Consider the following 21,385-nt stretch of genomic DNA (forward strand, 5'->3'; position numbering starts at 1 on the left):
GGAAACGACGGCAACATTTATTGCGGTAAAGGATTAAGCAACTGGCATTGGTGATCCTGTATCTCTTCTGCCGACGCCTGGTTAAGCTGCAACAGATCGCGCTGCGTGGCCAGCAGCAGGAAATCGCCGCCATTCAGGCTGACCATGGCTATCCCATAGTGTCCCATCTGCTGACGCGCCTGCGGTACCCCCTCTGCCAGCAGGCGAAATGCCCCTTTCTCGCCCAACTCGGCGGCGGTGACTTTGCGTGCCAGATAAGTGTGGCCTATCAGCTTGTCCGGCAGCGCTTGCCAGCGATAGCCAAACTGGCTGACATTCTGGCTCAACTGGGTTTTGACCTGCGGCAACAGGCAGGAAATATGGATATGTAGCTGATTTTGGCTGCGGCCATACTCTGAATTGATCGCCAAAGAAATATTACTGTCATCAATAGGTTTGCCATATTTGGCGGCCATAAAACGTCGCGCCTGCCAGGCCTCGGCAAAGAAATTTGGCGTAATGTCTTCCAGCAGCAGCGGGCTTTCGATACCGGTAATACGCGCGGTGGGCATCAGCAAGAACTGCAAGGGGCCATTAATATCTTTTAGTACCACAAAGCCCTGTTGTTCATCTACCTGCGTGCAAGGTGCCGGTTGCCCATGAGTACGTTGATTAGGCAGGCACTTCTGGCTGACGATGTTCCATAACGCACTGGGGTTACCGGAATGAGGCCAGACATAATAAGCCACGGCAAGAATGACCAGCAGGACGACAAGCAGTGGCAATAGCAGGCGAGGTTTTAAACGCATACAGAAGTCTCTTTGATAAAGTCCGGCATCGACACAAGAGACGATGCCGGGCGAAATAATCAGAGTGACTGGTGGCGGGTCTCTTTGGTCAACAGCAGAGCAATCAGGGTCAGGGTTGCCATTGACGCCAGATAAACACCGACATAAAACAGCCCGTAGTGGGTTGCCAGCCAGGTTGCAATATAAGGTGCCACGGAAGCGCCCAATATTGAAGACACATTATAGGAGAATGACGCGCCGGTATAGCGAACTTCCGTCGGGAACAGCTCGGGGAGCAGTGCACCCATGGGGCCGAAGGTCAGGCCCATCACGCTAAAGCCACACAGCAAAAATAGCATCACCATACCAATGGAACCGCCGCTGATGATTGACGGGAATGTCAGAGCAAACAGAATAATCAGCAGGGTAATGGTGATCATGGTTTTGCGACGGCCAAAACGGTCGGCCAGTTGACCGGCGATTGGCACCATCACGCCAAAACCTATTACGCCAAGCATCAGCATCAGCAGAAAATCGTTGCGGGCAATGCCCAAACCGGCGGGTTTTGGCGTGGTGCCGTAGGTCAGCGAGTAAACGGTCATAATGTAGAACAGCGTGTAGGTGGCCACCATGATAAAGGTGCCCAACAGAGTGGCTTTCAGGTGTTTGCTAAACAGACGACCGATCGGCACTTTTACCTGTTTGCCCGCTTTGGCGATTTTGGCAAATACCGGGGTTTCATGCAGTGAAACACGGACGTAGAGACCAATCAGCACCAGCACGGCAGACAACAGGAAAGGGACACGCCATCCCCAGTCGATAAACTGCTGGTCGGTCAGCAGCCAGGAGAGCAGCAGGAACATGCCGTTGGCAAAGAAGAAACCAATGGGTGCGCCAAGCTGTGGAAAAGAGCCGTACAGGGCGCGTTTTTTCGGTGGTGCGTTTTCGGTCGCCAACAGCGCCGCGCCTCCCCATTCTCCGCCCAGGCCAAGACCCTGACCAAAACGGGCGAGGGCCAGCAGCATCGGGGCGAATACTCCCAGGGTGGCATAGGTAGGTAACAGGCCAATCACCACAGTGGAAATACCCATGGTCAGCAGCGAGGCAACCAGCGTGACTTTACGGCCCACACGGTCACCAAAGTGACCAAACAATGCAGAACCTATCGGGCGGGCGACAAAGGCGATGGCAAAGGTGGCCAGTGACTGCAGCGTGGCTGCCGTTGGATCGCCCTGTGGAAAGAAGATGTGCGGGAAAACAATGACTGCCGCCGTAGCATAGATATAAAAATCAAAAAATTCGATGGCGGTGCCGATCAGAGAAGCAACAATAACTTTGCCGCGCGAGTTTTGGCTAACGAGTTCGGCGTCAGCCTCGAGTTCTGGAGCGATGATGGCTTGCATAAGTGTTTCTTATTTGTTTTTTATGTAAATTGATTTGATAAAAAAAACATCTTAAGCACTGCAATAGGCAGTTTCAACCGGATGCAGGGGGATAAAAACAGAGTTTTCGGCTGATATGGCAGATTTACCCACAAAGTTATCAGCTGGCAGTGATAAGTTTGTCGAATGATATATTTTCAGAGTAACATTCTGGAAAAGAGTGAAAGAAAAGTGCGCAGAGTAGTGAGTTATTCTGGTTTTGCCGATCGCCATGGTTATTTATTGGAGCTTTACACTGCTTTTTTCTGTCGAAGCTAGCATTATATGCCAGACAGACGGGCCTGTCTGGCATGAAGGGACTGATTGTGTCGTCAGAAGTCAGCCTATTGTTTAGAGCCAGTCGCCTGTTCTGGCTCTGACACCGGGGTGTCACCGTGATAACGCGCCGTGGCGATCCAGGCGGCGCAAAACAGCGTCAGCCGGGCAAAGAAATAAAAGAAGGCCATCAAGCCAATCACTGAACCAAAAGCAGCACCGGAGGGGGAACTTGCCAGACGCGGCAACATCATGGTCATGACAAATTTAATCACTTCAAAGCCAATGGCGGCGATCAAGGTGCCGCGCAGCAGCGCCTTCTTCTTTGGCTTATGGCGCGGCAGTATCCAGAAAATCCACAGAAATAACAGGTAATTGGCCGCTACGGAGATCGCCAGCGTAATAATGGTCATCACCGGGCGCAGCCACTCAATGCCGCCAAGGCCGAGGGCATCGACAATACTTTTCTGCGCCGAACCGGCAATCGAGGTTAATGACAGAGTGATTATCAGCGCCAGCACCAGGCCGGTTAACGAAATAAAATCGCGCAGGTAACGGGTATAAATTTTTTCCCGATCCTGCGGATTGCGTTCCCAGACATCTCGCGACTGCGCGCGAATAGCTTCACGTAGATTACCCATCCAGCTGATGCCGGAATAGAGCGCGATCAACAGCCCCGATAGGCCTACGGCGGTTCTTTGCTCAATGGCGGTATTCACCGTACTTTTTAAGGTATTGGCCAGATTGGGGTCGCTGATGCTGTTGACGATTTTATTGATCAGTTTGGCCAACAGGTCGGGGTTGGAAGCCAGCACAAAACCGACGGCGGCAAAGGAGACCATCAAAATCGGGATCAACGACAGAAAGGAAAAATAGGTGATGGCGGCACCAAACTGGCTGCCCAGACGATCGTTAAAACGATCGGTGGCGCGCAGCAGATGCGCCACCCAGTGCCAGGCCTGGATGCGGCTTAGCACCCGGGAAAATCCCGACAGGGTGGCATCCATTTTTTGATTGCCGGTTTTAAGGGTAATCAGCGGTGTATCCTGCTCTTGCGGTGTTTTTTTATCATCTGCGGGTAATGGCATTAATCCACTCAGTCCTTAGCAATATTCAGGTTCCAGCCATAAGTATAGTCATCATCCGTTTTTTGACCCGCCAGCGAAGCTTGACTCATGATAAATTCGCTATACAACAAAGCCCTGCATAATATCAGAGAGCCAATCCATAAAAATTTTTACCCGCCGGGAGACATGTCGGCGGTGCGGGTAAACCAGACTGACCGGCATAGGCGGTGCGCGGAATTTTGGCAGAATACTCACCAGTTGCCCGCTGGTCAGATAGGTACCAATACCTAGAATGGGTACCTGAATAATCCCCAGACCGGCCACACAGGCGACGGCGTAAGTTTCGGTGCTATTAACCGTAATAGAGCCGCCACTTTTTACCGTTTTTAGCTCCTTGCCATCCAGGTAGAGAAAATCGTTGCTGCGGTTGCCGAGGGCGTGATCGTAATTCACCATCGCATGCTGGGATAACTGGTCGGGATGATCCGGCGTGCCGTAACGTTCCAGATAGCCAGGGCTGGCGCAGTTAAGCACGCTAAGGTGTCCCAGAGGGCGGGCGATCAGCCCTGAATCTTTTAAATGCCCAACGCGGATCACGCAGTCAAAACCTTCACGTACCACGTCGACCCGGTGGTCGGTGCTGCTTAGCTCAATTTCCAGCGCCGGGTAGCGATTAAGAAACTCTGTCAAACGGGGCAACACCAGGTGAGTTGCCATAGTCAACGGCATATCCACCCTCAGACGGCCGCTGATCATCGCCGGGTTAGACTGAAACATTGACTCCAGCTCGTCCATATTGGCCAGCAGCTCTTTGCAGCGCTCGTAAAACACCTGGCCGTCCTGGGTAAGCTGCACCCGCCGGGTGGAGCGATGTAACAGCCGGGTGGCCATTCGGGTTTCAAGTTGCTGTACCAGACGCGACACGCTGCCCTTGGGCAAGCCGAGACTTTCTGCTGCTCGGGTAAAGTTGTTCAGTTCTGCCACACGGACAAAAACCTGCATTGATTGAATTTTATCCACATTTTCCCCGCTGAAAGTCGATATTGTTGTTTAAACCGAGACAGTGAAACTCATTTTAGACTATTTATTATTTTCATTGTGTCTAATAGAGTAGTTTTTGTCCTTTATTACATAACATCATCAGCCTGGAGTCTTAAAATGAACAAAAAAATCGCTTTAGTGACCGGAGGAAGCCGCGGATTAGGTAAAAGCGCGGTATTAAAGCTGGCAGAACAAGGTATTGATGTCATTTTGACTTATCACAGTCAGCGTGAAGAGGCTGAGTCGGTGGTGCGTGAAATTACCGCCAAAGGGGCAAAAGCCGTGGCCTTGCAGCTGGATGTTGCCGACAGCCAGAGCTTTGACCGTTTTGTTGCCGAGATAAAAGTGCAGCTCGAAAAAGTCTGGCAACGGCAGTCGTTTAATTTTTTGGTCAATAATGCGGGGATCGGGATTTACGCGGCCTTTGCCGACACCAGCGAAGCGCAGTTTGATTTACTGATGAACATCCATTTAAAAGCACCGTTTTTCCTGACGCAAAAACTGCTGCCGCTGATTGCTGACGGAGGACGGGTATTAAATGTTTCTTCAGGATTGACGCGGTTTTCTCTGCCGGGTTATGCCGCCTATGCCACCATGAAAGGCGGTATGGAAGTGCTGACACGTTATCAGGCGAAAGAGCTGGGCGCGCGCGGTATCACGGTAAATATCCTGGCTCCGGGGGCCATTGAAACCGATTTTGGTGGCGGAACAGTACGCGACAACCCGCAGGTTAATCAGCAGATCGCCGAGAACACTGCCCTGGGTCGCGTAGGTCTGCCGGACGATATTGGTGCGATGATCGCTATGCTGCTTAGTGATCAGAGCGGCTGGGCCACCGGTCAGCGCATTGAAGCATCAGGGGGCATGTTCCTGTAACTGCGATATCGGCTGGCTGCTTGCCAGCCGAGAGCTCTGCACTTTCTGGCAGCCTTGGAGGCGTCGCGTTGTTAATCTTCCTGAAAACGCCGCGCCTTTTCATGCTGCATTTTTTCCAGTTCAAAAATGGCACGCTGTAAATCTCGTTCCTGCGTAGCGGACAGATGCGGGAACTTAAAGCTCAATCGCTGCTGAAGTACCGTTTCTCCCTTGTTGTTGATTGTCGGCCGCTCAAAGGCACTAATGAATTCAATGTCCAACACAAAAGAACCGAACTCAATCATGTCGATGGTGACATTGTGGATCGTCGCCCCGCGCTCAATGGGCAGTGACATCGGATGATCGACGTGCAGGCCTAGACCGCCGAGGGAAATATCCTTTAATTTCAGGTCAAAATTGTTTTCATCGTCGAATTTCCCCTGACAGGTATAGGCGGCATGCAAAGGAATATTGACGCGGAAATATTCACGACGCTGGATAAAGTAGAGTTCGGCCGGGATTTCGCAGCTGAAAGTCGGCAAGGACTCGAAGAGCGTTTCGGTGATACGGCCACAGCTGAATTCAACTTTGGCACCGGCTGGTTCGGCAATAAAATTCAGGCTTTGCGCCTCCAGGGCCAATTTGTTCTCATACTCGACGCCGCCGAGATCAAATAACATCTGATTGCTATCGGAATCGACTTCCAGGATGCGGCTGATAAACTGCCCTCGGGCGTGGTTTATCATTATCAAGGTATTGTTTTTCTTGAGATCGCGAAGTACCGAGAGGATCCCTAGTTTATTGCGTTTAATAAACTGTTCTTTATTTTTTTCACTCACCCGCCGTTCCCCGATTGTTATTTTTCTGATTGCCCGGTGTGTTTCGCGCGATAGAACTGTTGGCTTCGACAGAGCATTAATTATGGTTATCGGTTGAGCTGACGAAATCTTTACATAAAATTGTGGTTATTTGTTACGCAAAAAAATGCGCGCCAAACCACATTAGTGAGTAACACCTTACTTTTTGTTGCCGATTTTATGGGCTGACCTCTCACTGCCGTCTGGCTGTCGAGTTTTCTTAATCATTCTGTGCGCTTTCTGTTCATCTCTCTTGGCCGCCGTCTGTGGATAGTCCGGATATTTATTGACCAGTTCGGGGAATTATTTCATCTTTGAATTCAATTTTTTGCGAACTTTTATGCTGATTGCTGCGGTTTTTTACCCGAAAAGCTGGTTAATTTTTTCTCATAACTGTGCCATTATCGTAATATTTGAATAATTAAATTTATTATCGCAGACGTAGCAGTAATGTTATGTTGGTTACATAAATTGGTGTGTTTTGTTAAAAATAACCTTTCGGTTAGTGTGGAAAACGTCAGGCCGCTTTTGTATACCCACGTATTGCGAGATAAAGCCGCCTTGGTCTCAAGGATGTAGGGTTTTTCACCTGCTTTAACTAATAAGTGAGAAGTAAAACATGAAAAATCGACTCTCCAGTGCGCCGGGTGTTATGGGCCTGATGGCGTTGGCTAACCACGCGGCAGCGGCGGAAGAAAAAATCGTTGATGTGGTCCTGATTGGCGGCGGTATTATGAGCGCCACATTAGGTACTTATCTCCAGGAACTGGAGCCTGACTGGTCGATTCATATGTATGAACGACTGGCTAGCGTCGCCGATGAAAGCTCTAATGGCTGGAATAATGCTGGCACCGGGCATTCCGCGCTGGCAGAGATGAACTACACCCCGGAAAAAGCCGACGGCTCCATTGATATCAGCAAAGCGGTGGAGATTAACGAAGCTTTCCAGATTTCGCGCCAGTTCTGGTCCTATCAGGTTGAAAAAAACGTGTTGGGGGAACCGCGCACCTTTATCAACAGTGTGCCGCATATGAGTTTTGTGTGGGGCGATACTAACGTCGAGTTTCTGCGCAAACGCTATGCCGCGCTGCAACAAAGCACGCTGTTTCGTGGTATGGAATACTCGGAAGATCCGGCACAGATTGAGAAATGGATCCCTCTGGTGCTGGAAGGACGCGATGCCAAACAGAAGATCGCCGCGACCCGCATTGCCACTGGCACCGATGTGAATTTTGGTGCCATCACCCAGCAGTTGGTGGCCTCGCTGGAGAAAAAGGCAAATTTCAATCTGCATCTCGGCCATGAAGTAAAAAATATCAATCGCAATGCCGATGGTACCTGGACCGTTATCTTTAGCGATCTCAGTAAAAACAGCCATGAAGTCAGCGTTAAAACTCGCTTTATCTTTATTGGTGCTGGTGGTGCCTCGTTAACGCTGCTGCAGAAATCGGGTATTCCGGAAGCTGATCGTTACGGCGGCTTCCCGGTCGGGGGCGAATTCCTGGTCACGGATAATCCGGAGATCGTCAAACGTCATCAGGCGAAAGTCTATGGCAAAGCAGCGGTCGGTTCTCCGCCGATGTCGGTACCGCATCTCGATACCCGGGTTATTGACGGCAAGAAAGTGTTGTTGTTCGGACCTTTCGCCACCTTCTCCAGTAAGTTCCTGAAAAACGGTTCGCTGTGGGACCTGTTTGGCACCATCAATAAACACAATATTCTGCCGATGCTGCGGGTAGGCCTGGATAACTTTGACCTGGTCAAATATCTGATCAATCAGGTGCTGCTCAACGAAGACGCGCGTTATGGCGCACTGTGTGAGTATTTCCCCGATGCCAGCCAAAAAGACTGGCGGCGCATGGTTGCCGGTCAGCGCGTACAGATTATTGAGAAAGACGCCAGACAGGGCGGCGTACTGCGTATGGGGACCGAAGTGGTGACTTCGCAGGATGGCACTATTGCTGCCTTGTTGGGGGCTTCGCCGGGGGCTTCTACCGCCGCATCCATTATGCTGGAACTGATGGATCAGGTGTTTAAGGATAAAATGGCGTCAGCGGCCTGGCAGAAAAAACTGAAAGAGATGCTGCCGACTTACGGGCAAAGTATGAACGACAACGTTGAGCTGTCCGAACGCGAACTGGATCGCACCAGCCGTATCCTGCAACTGGAAACGCCGCAGGTGAAATCCTTAACCAGCGTACAACCGGTGGTGAATAATCATGATGCCGACGAGCAACCGCAAGAGCTGGCTTCGTAACATCATCGTATGGATAAAACCGGAGCCTGATGCTCCGGTGAGTTTGGTGACAAAGTGGTCTTGAAGATCGAGATACCCGGGCATAGCACACCCAGGGGCGCTCCGGCGGGCAAGCCTGCTACGACCCCAACGGTGTACTCTCCCTAAAAACGAGCTTTGTCAGCAGTCTGACCGGAGCCTGATGCTCCGGTTTTTTTGGCTCGTTTATTGCCCCGCCAATGTTTTTTCCCGCTGTTGCTGATAGACCGACATATGGGTAAAGGCGGCGTCAATCAGCGGTGTACTTAGCCCGGCATTTGCCGAGAGGGTCACCAGGTCACCGAGGATCTGCTCGGCCTCGACCGCAAAACCTTGCATCATATCGCGATACATCGACGAGGTCTGAACCGACGCTTTATTGGTTAGCTCTTTGATGGCATGAGCCGTGGCCTGCGGACGCTCCTGATAGCCACCGGCGACGATCGCCGAGAGTACTTCCTGAATAAAGGCTTTGGCAAAACCTTCACCACCCGGGGCCTGCGCCACCTGACCAATGTTCCCGCGCATCAGGCAGGTGATCCCGCCAAGGCTGGATAAAAACAGCCATTTTTCCCACATTTCGCTGATGATATCGTCTGACAGGCGGGCTTCAAAGCCGGCATGCTGCAAGGTCTCATCCAGCTTGATAATGCGTGCACTGCGCTCGCCGCTGACTTCCCCGTAGGTTAACTGGTGCAGCGGGGTCATTTGATGAACCTGACCTTCCGCATCCAGGGTAGCATTGATGCGGCATAAGCCGCCGATCACGGCCTGTTTACCGAAGCGGTCTTCAATGATCTGTAGATGGCGCATGCCGTTGAGCACCGGTAAAATCAGCGTCTGTTCACCGACGGCGGGCGCAAATTCGTCCAATACCGCCGTCAGCGAAAAGCCTTTTACCGTCAGAATAATCAGGTCAAAGCTTTCCTTTAAATCGGCTGCCACCAGCAATTTGGGTTCTACCTTGCTGATACCCTCGGCAGTGTGTAAATACAGACCGGTTTTTTTCAGCGCTTGCGCGCGTTTTTCACGCACCAGGAAGGTGACATCTCTCCCTGCCTGCGCCAGACGGCCACCAAAGTATCCTCCGGTTGCCCCGGCTCCCACGACCAGAATACGCATGCTGAGTTCCTTGTTGATGATTGAGAATAAAGCGATTTCCAACATGGGCGATAGTGTTGCAGTCGTCAAGCGGCAGATCGTAACCGTTGCTTTCATCGCTTTTCACTGGCCGGATGGCTATGATAGCAGGCAGGTTAATTTGTCAGACAGGAAGACAATAATGGCGGCTGATATGAGCCTGGTGCGACCTGAAACCCTGCGTTTTCAGGTAGAAAATGTGTTGCGACAAGCGATTATTGATGGCCGTTTTGCACCGGGTGAGCGGCTAATTGAACGGGAGCTATGCGCCTCACTTGGCGTTAGCCGTACCTCGATCCGCGAGGCGTTACGCAAGCTCGAGGCCGAAAAGCTGGTGACCATCGTGGCCAATAAAGGTCCGATGGTCGCCAGCCTGTCAGTAAAAGAAGCGGCCGATCTCTTGGCCCTGCGTGGACTGCTCGAAGGTTTTATTGCTCGCGAGTTTTCGCAATCTGCCAGCACAGAGGAACTTGCCGAGTTTGCTGCCGCGGTAGCGCAACTGCATGCCGCCGCTGTGGCGCAGGATCATGCGGGCTATTTGCCTGCGGAAAAGGCGTTATATCGCCTTATGCTGGCGCGCTGTGACAATCAGTTGCTGAACGAATCGCTGACTGGCCTGCACTTGCGGCTTAATCTACTGCCGGTCAACTTGCAGGTACCCGCCGATCGCCTGGCCGAAAGCCTGCAAGAGATCGAATCCCTGTATCAAGCCATTGTCGCCCGCGATGGCGAGGCAGCCGAAAAAGCCGCGCGTTGGCATATGACCAACGCGCGGCAAGCGGTGCTGCAATCGTCAGGGAAATAATCCGGTCGCTATTTTCCGCTGCGTGCTGGCAGACGGGTAAACAGTGCACAGCACAGGGCGGCAATCAGCAGAGAGGGCAGCGTCGCTCCTAAGTCGGGATAGAAATGGGCGACCAGATGGTAGGTGGCAATACCGATCACCCAGGCCGCCAGCGCAGGTGCTTTGAGGTTTTTCTCCACCGTCTGACGGCGACGCAGCACAAAATAGTCCGTTAATACCACACCAAACAGCGGCGCAAAGACCGAACCAATCAGCAGCAGGAAATTCTCATAGCGGTCGAGGGGAATGCCCCAGGCAATCAGCGTACAGAGCAGGCCGATAGCCCAGCTGAGTTTACCAATATCCATCGGTAACAGCGCGCCAGTAGACAGGGCCGCAGAGTGAATATCGGCAAAGGTATTCTCGTGCTCATCCACCAGAATTAGCAACAGCGGAATACCCAGCGCCACACCAGAAAGGGCCAGCAGCAGCGCATTACTGTCTTGCGAGCTGACAAAGGCCAGGGTATAGGCGGCACCTAATGCCATCATCCACAAACTGCCAACAAAAAAACCGCAGGCAGTACCGAGGAAATTCTGGCGCGACGTTTTACCAAAGCGGGTGTAATCGGCCACCAGCGGCAACCATGACAGCGCCATCGAGACGACAATATCGCAGGCCAGGGCAAAGGGCATACTGCCATCGCCGGCTTTGTGCCATAACTCGGTTAGCGAGCTATGTTGCAACAGATTGATCGTCAGCCAGGCACAGCTGGCGATCAGCAGCCAAATGCCCCAGCGGCGCAATACCACGCGAATAAAAGCCAGCGGACCGCATACTGCCAGCAGGGTCGCCAGAAAACCAAACACCCAGGTCCACAACGTCGGGTTGGCCCAGGGACTCTGTGCACCCCACGCCTGCTTTGCCAGCAGCGTGGCCGCGTCGCGCATTACCACGATCTCAAAGGCGCCCCAGCCAATCAGTTGTAAAATATTAAACAGAGCCGGTAAGGCAATGCCCTTTTTACCCAGGCTAAGGGTTAAAGATGACATGGATGACAGACCGGTTTGCCCGCCAATCACTCCCACCAGCGCCAATAGCACGACGCCAACCAGCGTGCCAATAAAAATGGCCAGTAGCGAGCCGGCCATACCGAGGCCGGGAGCCAGAATGGCACCCGCCTGTAGCACCATTAAGCCCATACCCAAAGAGAACCAGAGTGAAAACAGGTCACGCCAGCCCAACACGCGCTGTTGGGGAGTGACCGGGCGATCCGGGGTATAAATGCTATTGTTTTTCATGTGGTTAATATCATAAGCAAATAGAGCGCTGTTTATATCATACTCTGTGCATCAAGGTGATAAATGGCGCATTTTTTAGTCATAGCGGGGCAGGGGGAGATAAATGGCAACTGGCGGGCGAGATAACAGCTTAATGCCCGCCAGCTCTCAGGCTGTCTGGCGCGCTTGCCAGCTATCTGCATGCTTGATATTACCATCCAGATAGTGCCAGGTGATCTTTTCGTAGCTTAACTCGATGGCTTCCATATTAATTATCCTCTTTAAATCCATTTGAGCGACCGAGGGTATTTACCATGGTATCGATACATGACTTGCTGGCAGCTACCTTATAAAGCGCCTGAATAGAGTCAACAATATATTGATTGAACTGTGGCCGAGTAATGCTATAAAAAGGCAGAGCACATACCACGTCGGTGCTTAAGGGCAAGATATTCTCGTGATTGAGAATCGCCAGTACACCGGATGGGTTATGGGGGATCGCCATTGCGACCGCTGTTGCGAGTGATTCCGCTGAATCAGCATCACTACCTGGAGCCAGCAGAGAGGCAATTTTCAACCAATCATCGTTACCTTTTTCTATTTTTTCCAATACATACAGCCATTCTTTTTCATCATCAGTGTAAAGTTTGGCAATAACGGATTTTGCGCCATTTTTTTGTATCTGTGTGACTAACTGTGCTGACGAGGGCGGCTGAGGAACGGCATAAGCCCATGAAGAGAGCAGGCAATAAAGAAGGATTATTTTTTTCAAATTAATCCACCTCCTTGAATGGACCAGCTTGACCTACGGTTTTTACCAATTGTTCAAGACACTTTTTTGCCTTGGGATTGTGGCTTTTATAGAGGGCCTGAACCGCCTGAACAAAATATTCGTTTAGTTGGGGTATGTTTTTATTATAAATAGGCATTGAGCATACCTGATTGATAGAGGGAGTAATATCACCTGACTTAATAACTGACATAACCCCTTCGACATTGGCTGGAATAGCCCCCGCCAGTGCGCTGATTATGTCTTCGTGCCACGCCTCAGAGTTTGTGCCGGATACCCAGGGCACAGCCTTTAACCAATCATCGTTACCGTTGGTGATATTGTGCATGATGTAATCCCATTCCCCGTTATCTGCATCGGGAATTCCGGCAATAACCTTTTGTGCCCCCTCCTTTTTTACGGAGTCAATAAACTGTTTTGCTGTCAAGGGAGGGGCGTTGGCTGCCAATGTGCTATAAGAGAAAGTAAGGACTGCGGCCATAATACAGAAAATATTTTTTTTCATCTTACCACCAGGATAGTATCGCCCGAAGTGACCATTCGTTGCCGTAGATATGCACCATTAAATATTCCTTCTATTAAATTTAATGAGGTGATTTATTCTCTTTTTGTAACGCACTTGTGGTTCTTTAAATATATTAAATTCAGGCCGGTAAACCGGGATTGGGTTTAATTTATGGCTATGGAACGGCTTGGGGAATATAAAGCATGTATCTATGGTTGCGCAATGAGAATTTATTTTTTAATTAATTTAATGCAGCTATTAATACAAATTAAATTATATATTTTATTTAGTGTTCGGCGTTATTACTTATATTTACGGCTTATCTTAGCCGTAAATATAACCCTCTGCGATCTCTTATTGGCCAGTTTGCTGTTCGGGCAACGGGCTTATACCGTGCAGCAAAAGGGCAACAACATGTTTGGCTAATTGCTCGCTATTAAAAGGGCTGACATGAGCATGGTGACGTCGCTTGGCGGCGGCAATGGGCAGAAAGGTTAAGCCGAATAGCGAAATAAAAATCAACTCGGGATCAAGATCGGCATTCAGTTTGCCCTCTTGCTGCCAGCGTAACAGACTACGCAGAGATTCATTGCGTTGACTATCGCCATAACGTGCTTCCATCCGCTGTTTCAACATGCCGCTTTCGCTGATGATTTCGCGGATCCACAGCGGGGCAAACCAGTCATGGGCGACTGAGATATCGATAAAATGTTTTGCCAGGGCGGTGAGCGCCGCAACCGGATCGTCTGCCTGGTCGTTAAACAGGTTGCGGAAAGAGGCGCGGATCGGCAAAAAGCGTTCCTCAATCAGCACATCGAGCAGTTGTTCGCGGGTATTAAAATAGTAATGCAACATTGCTGGGGTAACCCCGGCTTCGCGGGCAATCATGGTTAACGGCGTATCGGCAATGCCCCAGCGGGCAAAAAGCGCCAGCGCGGTATCAAGCAACAGGGTACGGCGTTCGGTTCCTTTGGCCGCACCCGCCGGTCGGCCCGGTCGGCGCGGCAGATTTGCCGAGTCATGCGGTGCTTGTGGCTTGGGCACAAGGGCCTTTTCAGATTTTTTACTCACCATGATCCATCATATCCATTGACCCAACGTGAAATTACCCCCTATATTAATTACCTTGTTAATTAATATCAAGGTCGTTCAGGTCAACCATGACATCTTCTACTCCACTGCCTGCTGAACCTGAGCAGCAAGCTGCGCCATCGATCCGCTTACTGTTTTCGGCACTCCTGCTGGTGATGCTGCTTGCCGCGCTCGATCAGACCATTGTCTCTACCGCCTTGCCAACCATTGTCGGCGAGCTGGGGGGCCTGGAACAACTCTCCTGGGTGGTCACCGCCTACCTGCTGTCGTCCACCATTGTGGTGCCGCTATACGGCAAATTTGGTGATTTATTTGGTCGCAAACGGGTGCTGCAAATTGCCATCGTTATCTTTCTGCTGGGGTCGGCGCTGTGTGGGCTGGCGCAAAATATGACTCAACTGATCCTGATGCGCGCATTGCAAGGCTTGGGCGGTGGTGGGCTGTTGGTGGTGACCATGGCGGCGATTGCCGATGTTATTCCCCCGGCGGATCGCGGGCGGTATCAGGGACTATTTGGCGGCGTATTTGGCCTGGCCACGGTAGTGGGGCCGCTAATTGGCGGTTTTCTGGTGCAGCACTTTTCCTGGCGCTGGATTTTTTATATCAACTTGCCCCTTGGTCTGTTTGCGCTGCTGGTGATCGGCGCGGTTTTTCAGCCACATATCGCGAGAATTCGTCGTGAAATCGACTATCTCGGGGCGATATACCTGGCGGCAGCGCTGACCTGCGTTATTCTGTTTACCAGCGAAGGCGGCACGGTAATGCCCTGGGATTCCGGGCAGTTGTGGTGCATTCTGGCCTTTGGTCTGGTGTGTCTGGGCGGGTTTATCTATGAAGAACGGTTGGCGATAGAACCCATTATTCCGCTGATGCTGTTTCGGCAGCGAACCTTTGTGCTCGGTTGCCTGATCAGCTTTATTCTCGGTATGGCGCTGCTGGGGTCGATGACCTTTTTGCCGCTTTATTTGCAGGTGGTCAAAGGCTCGACGCCGTCAGAGGCGGGGATGCAACTGCTGCCGTTAATGGGCGGATTGTTGATTACCTCCATTATCAGCGGTCGGATTATCAGCAAAGTTGGCAAATACCGCTTCTTTCCCATTGCCGGCACGCTGTTGGCACTCACGGCTATGGTGCTGCTGGGAACACTGAAAAATGCCACGCCGGTACATACCCTCTATCTCTATGTCGGACTGCTTGGCAGCGGGTTAGGCATGGTGATGCAGGTGCTGGTGCTGGCGGCACAAAATAGCGTTGAACCCCGGCAAATTGGCGTAGCCACTTCCAGCACCACGCTGTTTCGTTCAATTGGCGGCTCGATTGGCGTCGCGGCGTTTGGCGCGATCTTTACCCACTCGCTACAGGGCCGTTTAATGGCCTTGATACCGGAAGGCACCGCCTTGCCTCGGGCAATGGGGGCGGACAGTATTCGTCAGTTGCCCGATGAAATACGCATCGACTATTTGCAGGCGTTTGGCGGCGCGATACATAGCGTTTACCAGATTGCTGCCGGTGTCATGGTGATTGCCTTTTTGCTGGCGTTATTTATTAAGGACCAGCCGCTGCGCAGAGAGTAATTAAGCGGCTGCGCTCAACGCAAAGCCTGCGCCCTTCGCGGGCGCTATTGCCGGAAACGCCCTGTGTTGAATTGATAGTTCAAATATATCCAGCCAAAAACATTCATCAAAATGCACTAAGCTGTCTGTTTTACGCTGTTTTCTTGCATGGAACGGGGTGGCCCCTCGCCGCGTTGCCACCAGGATTTGAGAGGCTGGTATGTTGTACCGTCGTTTTGAACGGTTGATTGATGTCTTTAAAGCGCCGCCTGCCGGCGCGGCTCCCGACAAGGTTTGGCCTTTCTACTTCTATTATCTGCGCCAGGTGTGGCCGAGCTTTGCCGCGCTGCTGGTGGTCGGGCTGATCGGTTCGCTGATTGAGGTGTCGCTGTTTAGTTACCTTAGCCGCATTATCGATTTGACTCGCGAGACGCCCACTGCCCATTTCTTTGGCGATCATGCCGCGGAATTACTGTGGATGGCCGTGGTGGCGCTGATCCTGCGCCCGGTATTTATCGGGTTGCACGATTTGTTGGTGCATCAGACCATCAGCCCCGGCATGACCAGTATGATCCGCTGGCAAAACCACAATACCGTGCTGCGTCAGAGCCTGAGTTTCTTTCAGAATGATTTCGCCGGACGCATTGCGCAGCGCATTATGCAAACCGGTAACTCGCTGCGGGATTCCGCCGTGCAGGCGGTGGATGCCATCTGGCATGTGGTGATCTATGCCGCCAGTGCACTGGTGCTATTTGCCGAAGCGGACTGGCATTTGATGATCCCGCTGATTACCTGGATTGTGCTCTATAGCCTGTGTCTGTGGTATTTCGTTCCGCGCGTCAAGGCCCGGTCGGTGATCTCTTCGGAGGCACGCTCTCGCCTGATGGGCTGTATTGTTGATGGCTACACCAATATCACCACCCTTAAACTTTTTGCCCATACCGATCTTGAACAGCAATATGCACGTCAGGCAATCGGCGAGCAGACGGAAAAAACCCAGCTGGCCGGCCGCCTGGTGACCAGTATGGATGTGGCGATCACCACGCTTAACGGCCTGCTGATTGTGGCCACTACCGGCCTGGCGCTCTGGCTGTGGACCGGGTCGCTGATTAGCGTCGGGGCGATTGCGCTGGCCACCGGGTTGGTGATCCGCATTGTCAATATGTCGGGCTGGATCATGTGGGTGGTTAACGGCATTTTTGAAAATATCGGCATGGTGCAAGACGGCCTGCAAACCATTACTCAGCCCAATAGTGTTACCGATAAAGCGCAGGCACCCGCCTTGCGGGTCAGTGAAGGCGCGATTCATTTTGAGCAGGTGAATTTTAACTATGGCAAAAGCCGCAGCGTAATTAATCATCTTGAACTGGCGATCCGTCCCGGTGAAAAAATTGGCCTGATCGGTCCTTCCGGTGCCGGTAAGTCAACGTTGGTCAATCTGCTGTTGCGGCTGTATGACCTCGACGGTGGTCGTATTCTGATTGATAACCAGGATATCGCCCAGGTTACTCAGGAGAGCCTGCGCGCGCAAATTGGCATGATCACCCAGGATACCTCGCTGCTGCATCGCTCAATACGTGACAACCTGTTGTATGGCAAACCGGGTGCCAGCGACGAGGAGTTGGTACGCGCTATTCGTCAGGCTCGCGCCGACGAATTTATCCCACTGCTTTCCGATCCTCAGGGGCGGATGGGGCTGGATGCCCACGTCGGTGAGCGCGGCGTCAAGCTTTCTGGCGGTCAACGCCAGCGTATTGCCATTGCCCGGGTACTGCTGAAGAATGCGCCGATCCTGATTATGGACGAGGCCACGTCGGCGCTGGATTCCGAGGTCGAGGCGGCGATTCAGGAGAGCCTGGAAACCCTGATGACCCATAAAACGGTGATCGCCATTGCCCACCGTTTATCGACCATTGCCAAAATGGACCGCCTGGTGGTGCTGGACCAGGGCAATATTGTCGAGATTGGTAGCCATGCGCAACTGCTGGCAAAACAGGGGCTTTATGCCCGTCTGTGGCAGCATCAGACCGGGGGTTTTGTCGGCATGGATTGATGGGCCTTGGCGCTACGCCTGGCGGTAGGGCAGCGCGTCGCGGGCTTCAGATGCCCAGGCGCGCACCCCGGCCCTTTCCTGTTCGAGAAAGTTCGCCACCGCGCTGCGCAGCCCAGGATGGCGTAAATAGTGCCAGGAATCGGTCAGCACCGGCTCAAAACCGCGGATCAGTTTATGCTCGCCCTGGGCACCGGCATCAAAGCGTGTCAGCCCATGGGCGATGGCGTAATCCATGCCCTGATAAAAACAGGTCTCAAAATGCAGCCGATCAAATTCGGCCAGGCATCCCCAATAACGTCCGTAGAAGGTATCACCGCTGACCAGACTTAACGCCATCGCTACCGGCTGTCCTTGCTGTAGCGCCATCACCACGCGGATATCTTCGGGCATGCGTTCGGCCAGCAGGCTAAAGAACGGGCGGGTCAGATAGGGCATGCGGCCGCGGACCTGATAGGTATTGGCATAGCAGGCATAAATAAAGTCCCATTGCGCTTCGCTGATCTGGCCGCCGTGGTACCAGACAAAATCAAAGCCTTGCGCCGCCACCTGCTCACGCTCTTTGCGCATCTGCTTGCGCTTGCGCGAGGTCAAGGTATCGAGGAAATCCTGAAAATCGCGATAGCCACGATTATGCCAATGATACTGGCAGCCGAGGCGATGCAGCCACGGCGAGGTTTCAGCCAGCAGTTGGTTATCGCGGTCGTCGGTGAAATTGATATGAGCGCCGGATAGGTCGTGTTGTTCAAGATAATCCGGCAGTGCCTGTAATAACTGACCTGCGGCCTGGGGATCGCCCAGCAGTCGCCGCCCACCTACCGGGCTAAAGGGGGCCGCGCCCAGCCATTTGGGATAATAGTCAATGCCCGCCCGATAGCAGGCGTCAGCCCAGGCATGGTCAAAAACATATTCACCGTAGGAATGGGATTTGCGATAGCCGGGGATCGCTGCCAGTAAGGTGCCCTGGGTATCGCGCCACAGCAGGTGTTCACTCTGCCAGCCAGAGTGTGGGCCGAGCGTGCCGCTGTCTTCCAGCGCACTCAGAAAGGCGTGACGCAGGAAGGGTTGTCCGGCAGGAACCAACGCATCCCACTGCCCGGCGGATAACTCGCCGAGATGCGCAAGTGAGGTTAACGACATAGCTTGTCCCCGAACGATAGCAAAAGGGTATCAGGCTGATAATGACATTTGTGGGGCAAATTAAAAAGCCGGCTGCTTAAGGTAATCTGGCTTTACTCTGGATCAGATAAACCAATCTGCCGGTACGCCAAAACATCGGGATAATGCTTTGAGAGGTTGAACCGTCAACGCCCGGCGGCCGTTAAGAATATTGCTTACGTTAGATTTTGAACCCAGTTCAGAGGCAAGATTTGCCGCTTTCAGCCCGTTGTGCAATACGCACAGGCCAAAATTGCCTGTGCGTGTGCGAGATTATGCGCTGAGTTTAACGGCAATCTGCGCAACATGTTGGCCCTGATGACGGGCAATGCTCAGTTCACGCGTATCAGGTTGACGAGAGCCGTCGCCACCGGCAATGGTGCTCGCACCGTAAGGGGTGCCGCCGCTGACCTGGGAGATATCAAACAGTTCCGGGGTGCTGTAACCAATTGGCACAATGATCATGCCGTGGTGTGCCAGCGTGGTCCAGGTAGAAGTGATGGTCATTTCCTGACCACCGCCGGTACCGGTGGAGGTAAAGACGCTGGCTACTTTGCCGACCAGTGCGCCTTTGGCCCACAGGCCACCGGTGCGGTCGAGGAAATTGCGCATTTGGCCGGACATATTACCAAAGCGAGTCGGGGTGCCGATAATAATGGCGTCGTAATCAGCCAGTTCCATCGGATCGGCAATAGGTGCCTGTTGATCAGCTTTCCCACCGGCGGCGGCAAAGGACGCCGCATCCATCACTTCAGGTACACGTTTCAGGGTGACTTCTACGCCAGCCACGCTATTTGCGCCTTCTGCAACACTTTGCGCCATGGTTTCAATGTGTCCGTACATTGAATGATAAAGTACTAATACTTTGACCATTTTTGGTTCCTCTCTTGGATGTTTAGGTGCTGGATCATTACCCACTATCTTTGCGAAGAAATTACTCAGTAATCCCACGTGATGCTCCACAACCCTGGACAGTTGCTTAGTTAAAGATTACATCCTCGGCCTATTATCCCCTGTTAACAACCGCAAACTTTTGACCGCTTCCTTCAGTTTTTTCGAACCTTTTTTGCACAGCGTGTCCTGGGGTCTGAATGATAAATAGGCTGTTAACTGGCGGTAAAATGGCTGGCTTAAGGCCTTGTGTAGAGGGTTTTTTAAGTTATTTTTTTCTAGTGCTATGATTTATATGCTTATTTTATCTTTACTTTTTATCAAAATTTTCTTAACAAGATGATAAATTCTTTCCGCTATCAGCGCGATCCTCCCTCCCGTATTGTAAGTTCCAGCAGCACAACAACCGATGACGAAACATAACCATACATTCTGGAAACAGGCTCTGAGAGGAAATAGAAATGTCTAAACTTGATCTGCTCGATCCACAGAACTCCGCGCTGATTTTTATCGATCATCAACCGCAAATGTCCTTCGGCGTTGCCAATATCGATCGCCAGCAGCTTAAAAATAATACCGTTGCCCTGGCGAAAGCGGGCAAGGTTTTTAACGTGCCGGTGATTTACACCTCAGTAGAAACGGCCAGCTTTAGCGGCTATATCTGGCCGGAATTACTGGCGGTACATCCCGATGTCAAACCTATTGAACGTACCTCCATGAACTCCTGGGAAGATGCCGCCTTTGTCGATGCCGTGGAAGCCACGGGGCGTAAAAAACTGATTATCTCCGCCCTGTGGACTGAAGTCTGTCTCACTTTCCCGGCATTGATGGCGCTGAAGGCGGGTTATGAAGTGTATGTGGTCACTGACACTTCCGGCGGCACCAGCGTAGATGCCCATGAACGTTCTATTGACCGTATGGTGCAGGCCGGTGCCGTGCCGGTTACCTGGCAGCAGGTGTTGCTGGAGTACCAACGCGACTGGTCACGCAAAGAGACTTACGATGCGGTGATGGATTTGGTGCGCGAACACAGCGGGGCCTACGGTATGGGCGTCGATTATGCTTACACCATGGTGCATAAAGCCCCGGCGCGACAGGCTTGATCTTACTCTAGCCGTGACTTGACGCCGACCCCGCATCAGGGGTCGGCAGGAGATAAACATGCGTAATCCATCTGTATCTGGCTGGTCGTCGGCCGTAGTTCCACGGCCAACTGTCCGTTGGCTGGCGCTGCTGGCTCTGTGTGCCGCCTATCTGCAAGGCGGGCTGGTCAAACTGTTTGATTTCTCTTCGGCCATTGCTGAAATGCAACATTTTGGGCTATCACCGGCAGCGCCGCTGGCGGCGGCGGTGATTGTGCTGGAACTCGGTGCCTCAGCGCTGATCCTGACTGGCCGCTATCGCGGGTTAGGGGCGTTAGCGCTGGCGTTGTTTACCTTTAGCGCCAATTTGATGGCCAATAATTTCTGGTCGCAGCCGCTGGCGCAGCGTGGAATGGCGATGAACGGTTTTTTTGAACATATCGGTTTGGTCGGGGGTTTTGTTTATGTGGCCTGGGAAGATTTACGGCAAAAAAGGTGAGC

General features: G+C 52.2%; 19 protein-coding genes and 2 pseudogenes. 7 read left to right on the forward strand and 14 right to left on the reverse strand.

Features of this window, described 5'->3' with window-relative positions:
- Nucleotides 1-17: 17 nt before the first annotated feature.
- From GW590_RS15885 to GW590_RS15900, 4 genes are all read right to left on the reverse strand, one after another.
- Entirely contained in the window at nt 18-788 is a 771-nt protein-coding gene (locus GW590_RS15885; RefSeq protein WP_169404037.1) for a CDP-diacylglycerol diphosphatase, read from the reverse strand.
- 59 nt (nt 789-847) lie between these two features.
- Nucleotides 848-2,170, reverse strand: coding sequence for an MFS transporter (locus GW590_RS15890; RefSeq protein WP_169404038.1), 1,323 nt, complete (start codon nt 2,168-2,170; stop codon nt 848-850).
- Between the two features lie 362 nt (nt 2,171-2,532).
- Entirely contained in the window at nt 2,533-3,552 is a 1,020-nt protein-coding gene (gene yhjD, locus GW590_RS15895) for an inner membrane protein YhjD (RefSeq protein ID WP_169404039.1), read from the reverse strand.
- A gap of 99 nt (nt 3,553-3,651) precedes the next feature.
- Complete coding sequence (locus GW590_RS15900; RefSeq protein ID WP_169404040.1) at nt 3,652-4,551, reverse strand: LysR family transcriptional regulator; 900 nt, start codon at nt 4,549-4,551, stop codon at nt 3,652-3,654.
- A 138-nt stretch (nt 4,552-4,689) separates the two neighbouring features.
- Between GW590_RS15900 and GW590_RS15905 the strand changes: the two genes are divergently transcribed.
- Nucleotides 4,690-5,448, forward strand: coding sequence for an SDR family NAD(P)-dependent oxidoreductase (locus tag GW590_RS15905; protein WP_169404041.1), 759 nt, complete (start codon nt 4,690-4,692; stop codon nt 5,446-5,448).
- Between the two features lie 71 nt (nt 5,449-5,519).
- Here the strand turns inward: GW590_RS15905 and GW590_RS15910 are convergent, their stop codons facing one another.
- Nucleotides 5,520-6,266, reverse strand: coding sequence for a flagellar brake protein (locus GW590_RS15910; RefSeq protein ID WP_169404042.1), 747 nt, complete (start codon nt 6,264-6,266; stop codon nt 5,520-5,522).
- Nucleotides 6,267-6,936: 670 nt separating this feature from the next.
- Between GW590_RS15910 and mqo the strand changes: the two genes are divergently transcribed.
- Nucleotides 6,937-8,541: a malate dehydrogenase (quinone) gene (mqo, locus tag GW590_RS15915; RefSeq protein WP_169404193.1), complete on the forward strand. Its 1,605-nt coding sequence runs from the start codon at nt 6,937-6,939 to the stop codon at nt 8,539-8,541.
- Between the two features lie 204 nt (nt 8,542-8,745).
- Here mqo and GW590_RS15920 read toward each other — a convergent pair whose 3' ends face one another.
- Nucleotides 8,746-9,681 (reverse strand): ketopantoate reductase family protein, encoded by a 936-nt coding sequence (locus tag GW590_RS15920; protein WP_169404043.1) that lies wholly within the window; start codon nt 9,679-9,681, stop codon nt 8,746-8,748.
- Between the two features lie 160 nt (nt 9,682-9,841).
- Here GW590_RS15920 and GW590_RS15925 point away from each other — a divergent pair, with 160 nt between their 5' ends.
- On the forward strand, nt 9,842-10,504 hold the full coding sequence (locus GW590_RS15925; protein ID WP_169404044.1) for a GntR family transcriptional regulator: 663 nt from the start codon (nt 9,842-9,844) through the stop codon (nt 10,502-10,504).
- 8 nt (nt 10,505-10,512) lie between these two features.
- Here GW590_RS15925 and cytX read toward each other — a convergent pair whose 3' ends face one another.
- The 5 genes and pseudogenes from cytX to GW590_RS15945 all read right to left on the reverse strand — a co-directional run bounded on the left by cytX (nt 10,513) and on the right by GW590_RS15945 (nt 14,132).
- Nucleotides 10,513-11,784, reverse strand: a complete 1,272-nt coding sequence (gene cytX, locus GW590_RS15930) for a putative hydroxymethylpyrimidine transporter CytX (protein WP_169404045.1) — start codon at nt 11,782-11,784, stop codon at nt 10,513-10,515.
- A gap of 147 nt (nt 11,785-11,931) precedes the next feature.
- Nucleotides 11,932-12,033: pseudogene (locus GW590_RS24400) on the reverse strand (type VI secretion system tube protein Hcp); the annotation flags it as partial.
- On the reverse strand, nt 12,032-12,535 hold the full coding sequence (locus tag GW590_RS15935) for a hypothetical protein (RefSeq protein WP_235955965.1): 504 nt from the start codon (nt 12,533-12,535) through the stop codon (nt 12,032-12,034). The gene GW590_RS15935 and the pseudogene GW590_RS24400, both read right to left, overlap by 2 nt.
- Nucleotide 12,536: 1 nt before the next feature.
- A complete protein-coding gene (locus GW590_RS15940; RefSeq protein WP_169404046.1) occupies nt 12,537-13,058 on the reverse strand; it encodes a hypothetical protein in 522 nt (173 codons plus the stop codon).
- Nucleotides 13,059-13,412: 354 nt separating this feature from the next.
- The gene (locus tag GW590_RS15945; RefSeq protein ID WP_169404047.1) at nt 13,413-14,132 is read right to left on the reverse strand and encodes a TetR/AcrR family transcriptional regulator; all 720 of its coding nucleotides are present in this window, start codon (nt 14,130-14,132) and stop codon (nt 13,413-13,415) included.
- Nucleotides 14,133-14,218: 86 nt separating this feature from the next.
- Here GW590_RS15945 and GW590_RS15950 point away from each other — a divergent pair, with 86 nt between their 5' ends.
- Together GW590_RS15950 and GW590_RS15955 are read left to right on the forward strand one after the other, a co-directional pair.
- On the forward strand, nt 14,219-15,724 hold the full coding sequence (locus GW590_RS15950; protein ID WP_169404048.1) for an MDR family MFS transporter: 1,506 nt from the start codon (nt 14,219-14,221) through the stop codon (nt 15,722-15,724).
- A gap of 199 nt (nt 15,725-15,923) precedes the next feature.
- The gene (locus tag GW590_RS15955) at nt 15,924-17,756 is read left to right on the forward strand and encodes an ABC transporter ATP-binding protein (RefSeq protein WP_169404049.1); all 1,833 of its coding nucleotides are present in this window, start codon (nt 15,924-15,926) and stop codon (nt 17,754-17,756) included.
- A 12-nt stretch (nt 17,757-17,768) separates the two neighbouring features.
- Here GW590_RS15955 and GW590_RS15960 read toward each other — a convergent pair whose 3' ends face one another.
- From GW590_RS15960 to wrbA, 3 genes and pseudogenes are all read right to left on the reverse strand, one after another.
- Complete coding sequence (locus GW590_RS15960) at nt 17,769-18,893, reverse strand: GNAT family N-acetyltransferase (RefSeq protein ID WP_169404050.1); 1,125 nt, start codon at nt 18,891-18,893, stop codon at nt 17,769-17,771.
- A gap of 102 nt (nt 18,894-18,995) precedes the next feature.
- A pseudogene (locus GW590_RS15965) lies at nt 18,996-19,139 on the reverse strand (helix-turn-helix domain-containing protein); the annotation flags it as partial.
- 45 nt (nt 19,140-19,184) lie between these two features.
- Nucleotides 19,185-19,784: an NAD(P)H:quinone oxidoreductase gene (wrbA, locus tag GW590_RS15970; protein WP_169404051.1), complete on the reverse strand. Its 600-nt coding sequence runs from the start codon at nt 19,782-19,784 to the stop codon at nt 19,185-19,187.
- A 479-nt stretch (nt 19,785-20,263) separates the two neighbouring features.
- On the opposite strand from wrbA, the gene GW590_RS15975 reads away from it, so the two are divergent.
- Complete coding sequence (locus tag GW590_RS15975) at nt 20,264-20,905, forward strand: hydrolase (protein WP_169404052.1); 642 nt, start codon at nt 20,264-20,266, stop codon at nt 20,903-20,905.
- Between the two features lie 58 nt (nt 20,906-20,963).
- Nucleotides 20,964-21,383, forward strand: a complete 420-nt coding sequence (locus GW590_RS15980; RefSeq protein WP_169404053.1) for a DoxX family protein — start codon at nt 20,964-20,966, stop codon at nt 21,381-21,383.
- Nucleotides 21,384-21,385 lie beyond the last annotated feature (2 nt).

Origin of the sequence: Rouxiella aceris, assembly GCF_012933545.1 — a bacterium.
GTDB lineage: Bacteria > Pseudomonadota > Gammaproteobacteria > Enterobacterales > Enterobacteriaceae > Rouxiella > Rouxiella aceris.

Coding starts and splice junctions, on each gene's coding strand:
- wrbA (WP_169404051.1), bottom strand. CDS start 19,784: ATGGTCAAAGTATTAGTACTTTATCATTCAATGTACGGACACATTGAA.
- GW590_RS15925 (WP_169404044.1), top strand. CDS start 9,842: ATGGCGGCTGATATGAGCCTGGTGCGACCTGAAACCCTGCGTTTTCAG.
- GW590_RS15955 (WP_169404049.1), top strand. CDS start 15,924: ATGTTGTACCGTCGTTTTGAACGGTTGATTGATGTCTTTAAAGCGCCG.
- mqo (WP_169404193.1), top strand. CDS start 6,937: ATGGGCCTGATGGCGTTGGCTAACCACGCGGCAGCGGCGGAAGAAAAA.
- GW590_RS15950 (WP_169404048.1), top strand. CDS start 14,219: ATGACATCTTCTACTCCACTGCCTGCTGAACCTGAGCAGCAAGCTGCG.
- GW590_RS15905 (WP_169404041.1), top strand. CDS start 4,690: ATGAACAAAAAAATCGCTTTAGTGACCGGAGGAAGCCGCGGATTAGGT.
- GW590_RS15960 (WP_169404050.1), bottom strand. CDS start 18,893: ATGTCGTTAACCTCACTTGCGCATCTCGGCGAGTTATCCGCCGGGCAG.
- GW590_RS15885 (WP_169404037.1), bottom strand. CDS start 788: ATGCGTTTAAAACCTCGCCTGCTATTGCCACTGCTTGTCGTCCTGCTG.
- GW590_RS15920 (WP_169404043.1), bottom strand. CDS start 9,681: ATGCGTATTCTGGTCGTGGGAGCCGGGGCAACCGGAGGATACTTTGGT.
- GW590_RS15945 (WP_169404047.1), bottom strand. CDS start 14,132: ATGGTGAGTAAAAAATCTGAAAAGGCCCTTGTGCCCAAGCCACAAGCA.
- GW590_RS15980 (WP_169404053.1), top strand. CDS start 20,964: ATGCGTAATCCATCTGTATCTGGCTGGTCGTCGGCCGTAGTTCCACGG.
- GW590_RS15940 (WP_169404046.1), bottom strand. CDS start 13,058: ATGAAAAAAAATATTTTCTGTATTATGGCCGCAGTCCTTACTTTCTCT.
- GW590_RS15975 (WP_169404052.1), top strand. CDS start 20,264: ATGTCTAAACTTGATCTGCTCGATCCACAGAACTCCGCGCTGATTTTT.
- cytX (WP_169404045.1), bottom strand. CDS start 11,784: ATGAAAAACAATAGCATTTATACCCCGGATCGCCCGGTCACTCCCCAA.
- yhjD (WP_169404039.1), bottom strand. CDS start 3,552: ATGCCATTACCCGCAGATGATAAAAAAACACCGCAAGAGCAGGATACA.
- GW590_RS15890 (WP_169404038.1), bottom strand. CDS start 2,170: ATGCAAGCCATCATCGCTCCAGAACTCGAGGCTGACGCCGAACTCGTT.